Source organism: Gilliamella sp. Fer4-1 (genome assembly GCF_001690515.1).
In the GTDB taxonomy this organism is placed as follows: Bacteria; Pseudomonadota; Gammaproteobacteria; order Enterobacterales; family Orbaceae; genus Gilliamella; species Gilliamella apicola_C.
The window spans coordinates 1-3768 of record NZ_LZGZ01000307.1; the positions used below are offsets into that span (position 1 = coordinate 1).

4 protein-coding genes and 1 pseudogene are annotated in these 3768 nt (G+C 32.0%); 4 read left to right on the forward strand and 1 reads right to left on the reverse strand.

What is annotated here, in order from left to right; translation table 11 throughout:
- Positions 1-685 precede the first annotated feature (685 nt).
- The 4 genes and pseudogenes from A9G30_RS10415 to A9G30_RS10425 all read left to right on the forward strand — a co-directional run bounded on the left by A9G30_RS10415 (position 686) and on the right by A9G30_RS10425 (position 3346).
- Positions 686-1073: pseudogene (locus tag A9G30_RS10415) on the forward strand (hypothetical protein).
- Between the two features lie 245 nt (positions 1074-1318).
- Positions 1319-1900 carry a hypothetical protein gene (locus A9G30_RS10420; RefSeq protein ID WP_065588909.1) on the forward strand — a complete coding sequence of 194 codons (582 nt, stop codon included), beginning with the start codon at positions 1319-1321 and terminating at the stop codon, positions 1898-1900.
- 562 nt (positions 1901-2462) lie between these two features.
- Positions 2463-2603: a hypothetical protein gene (locus A9G30_RS13270; RefSeq protein ID WP_218057848.1), complete on the forward strand. Its 141-nt coding sequence runs from the start codon at positions 2463-2465 to the stop codon at positions 2601-2603.
- Positions 2604-2872: 269 nt separating this feature from the next.
- A complete protein-coding gene (locus A9G30_RS10425) occupies positions 2873-3346 on the forward strand; it encodes a hypothetical protein (protein ID WP_065588910.1) in 474 nt (157 codons plus the stop codon).
- Between the two features lie 185 nt (positions 3347-3531).
- On the opposite strand, the gene A9G30_RS10430 is transcribed toward A9G30_RS10425, so the two are convergent.
- Positions 3532-3768, reverse strand: a 237-nt coding sequence (locus tag A9G30_RS10430) for an integrase core domain-containing protein (protein WP_141672085.1), incomplete at its 5' end; no start/stop codon positions are given.

Below are 3768 nucleotides of genomic sequence, written 5' to 3' on the forward strand. Positions count from 1 at the left end.
TAAATAATATTAGATCTAAACCTTTATATGTCTTGAATTGGTGTTTAGAAATACTATTACCATGTTATTTATCAATAAAAATTCTTAATCAATAAATAGTTAACAAAATAAAAGCTTATTCATTAATACTAGAAAGAACCAGAAGAGCTTACCGCTGCAAACGGCGAATTAGATAGATTTACCTAGTCTGATACGATTAGATTTAATCTGTATCATTATGCGCTTAGTGGGTTGACTTGGATTGATCCGTGGGGGGATTATCCGCAGGATGTGGTTCTGATTCACAAAATTAGCTAAACCTGTCCAAGATTTATACATCGGAACATATGGCAAATCTAGAGCAGCTAATATAAAAAGCGGACTTAATCCAACTCATACTCCACATCATGTAGTTCAAAATGCAGTAAGCCCAACAACTCATAGAAAAGGAATAACTATTGATTTAACAAAATATCTTCATGAATTAACTTGGGCTTATAGAAAGCCTATTATTTCAAGATTAAACAATCGAGAATATTTAACAAGAGATATTCGTGACCTTAAAAAAATATTAAACAATGCTGAATATAGTTGTGAGGTAATAAACAGACAATTAAGTGAAATAATTAGGCAAAACAAAAATCTTGGAATGATTAAAACTATGACTAAAGATGACGCATTAAATTTCTTATTAAGACATCAACCCATGCCTTCTGATAAAGATCTAACTCAAGATATTATTAACAAATATGATGACGTACGAAAGTTTTTTATTAAAAATCCAGATAGAAAAGCAATTGAGTTATTTTTAAGATCTTTTGGTGAAGGTGATGGATGGGGCGTATATCAGTTGGTAGAAGATTTCTTTTATCAATGCTGTAATATTGATGTAAAAAAAGAAATCCAAAAAGTTCTTGAAGATATAACAATACCAGACAGTATTAGATATTGGGTTACACAAATAGCCGCAGCTTTTAGTGATGAAATATTAAGAATATGGACTTCAAGTATCTTTGCAATCTAAAAATATTGATATAAGAGATGCGGTCAAAGTGGCAATTAATCAATTAGATGAATATAAAAAGAAAAACTAAATTAGAATGCTAAAAAATAAAGTGCTGAAAACATCCGAAAAAATCAACGTCAAGTAGATATAAAAGGTAATGAAGTTAGTAAAAATAAGCCAGATATTCAATTTGATTTAGATGGTAAACACTATAATATTTAATTGGATACAACATTAAAGGGGGAGTTTTGGATATCAAAAATATAATTCCAAGACTTGATCCTAATGCCAGAAATACATTTTGATTAATTGATAATTTAGGAAATATTTTAAATGGCTTTTCAAGATACTAATAAGATGTTAGCGTTTTCCATAGTTAATAGTAATCTCACCGAGATTGAAAGCATTATTCAAAATGGATTAAACTGGTCGTGTGAACCGCAAAAAAGTAGAAAACGAATTGAAGAAATACATTTGAATGTTCAAAAAGGCAGCGCTTTACCACCAGTAGGCGCTTTTTATTATTCATGTGTGAATGATAATAAACTAATCTTTGTATCTAATTTATCTGATGGTTGGGATTCCTTACTCTATTGTATAACGGAAGCAAACCATTCAAGCTATCTATCATTTAGGATACTACTTGGAGCTTACCCCTTAGTAGAGATGAGTTTTATCGATTCTGGAAAAACTGTCCGCTTAGTTAGAGCAATGAAAGAAGATAAATGGCTTTTCTATGAAAAAGGTGATCTTTTATGGTTTGAAGACAAAGAACAATATAATAAAAAACGAATTAGAGATAGGGTTACCTATGATCTATTACTTTCATATGCAAAAAAGAATGATATTGACTTTACTTCCTCTAATTTTTTTAAAACAAAAAAAGAGTCATTATGGTTATATAAAATACGGTAGTTTAAAAAAACAATAAAAGTTATTAGCACAATTGTAAAATTAAGCTTTTCCTAACCAAAAGGGCATAATAAATGTTTCTTCCATTCTCAATTACTGCCACTAGTAGCCGTATTAAAATAAAATCAGAATATTAACGTTACGTGATTGTCTAATCGTCAACCACATCGCCCCCTGCTAGATAGGCGCACCATCAACAGCCTGTATATCTATACCAACCAGAGTAGCTACGAGCCGCTAGCAAGTATAGACACAGACGGCAACCATGAACAACATATCCGCTACTTCCAAAATGACCTGAACGGCTGTTCGGAAGAACTTACCGATGCAAACGGCGACATCGTCTGAGAATGTAGTTATCAGCTCTGAGGTAAGAAGATTCAGGAAACTGAACGCCAATCAATAGAGCAAAACCTCAGATATCAGAGGCAATATTTAGACAGAGAAACCAGCTGACATTACAATACTTTCAGGTACTATGATCCGGATATAGGTAGGTTTACCCAACCCGATAGGCTTAGCCGGTGGCATTAATCTTTATCAGTATGTGCCTCAATGGGTTGAGTTGGCTTGGATAGATCCGTGGGGATTGAGTTGTGTAAAATGGAATGGTAGAGCTCAAAGATTTTATGGGGAAAATGGTCGATTTATTTCTAGAGCCGAATCAGCTAAGGCGACAAGAATTAATCCTCAAAAACAAGCGTGACATATCCAAGGTACTCCTCAATATGATAAAAGCGTAAAACAAGAGAAACCAACATCAGCATTTGATAGTCAATCTAATGTTGATAAATTAGTACGTGATACATTAGCATATGGAATTCCAATACCAAATCAACTGCGTAAGCTACGATTTGGAAACTGGTAGTCATGTTGGAACGGGCCCTAATAAAGGAGCCAAACTAAAGTCAGGGTTCATATCGACTTTAAAGGCGAAGCACATGGACATCCTGCAAGAAGGGAGCTTTGACATTAATGTATAAACAAAAAAAAGAAAGGATCTTATGTGATATTCTAAATGCATATCATGATTTAAAAAAACCAGATTTCCATTTCGTGATGGAAACATATAATTCACTAAAATATAAAGAGGTAATAAATGATATTTATTCTTTATTTAGATTTAAAGTTAAAGATAATACCGATTTAAATTATGATGTTTGCATATCATTAGAATTTGATTATCTAAATAAATCAATGTTTTTATATTTGTCCTTAGTGTCAACATATGCTTTTTTACTTTATGATGATAAAGTTATTGATAGCAATGATGATGTTTATCAATTATTTACTAACTTAATGGATATATTATTTTCTAATAATTTTGTTTTATTAAAAAAAAACGAGCTTTTATATGAATTTGATATAGATACCTCACCTTTCGGTGTTAAGGATAAAAAGGCATCAATTTTAGGGTTGCTATTTTCATTTGGTTTGTCGGTTAACTAAAAACAATAGCCTTTTTATTTGGGCACAGCGTGGAAATAATTGAAGGGCATATTATCTCCTTCCCCTAAAACTCAATGAAGACTTGTTCCAGATAATATCCAAAAAATTAATCTCACGTGTAAAAAAGTATTTACAGTGTGGTATGTCCTGGTATGTCCACACTTTTTAGTACCAAAAAGATAAGGTCATAGATTCATTTTATATTCAATGGGTGACTGGTAATTTAAAGACGAATGCAGTCTATTATAATTAAACCAATCCACATAGTGATTAAATTGCAACCTGAGTTGTTCAAGTGAATCAAAAATCGTGTTTGACACAAATTCAGTTTTCACCGCTTTAAATGTTGCTTCAGCAACAGCATTATCATAAGGGCATCCCTTATGGCTTAATGAACGCTCAATGCCAAATTCCTTTAAACA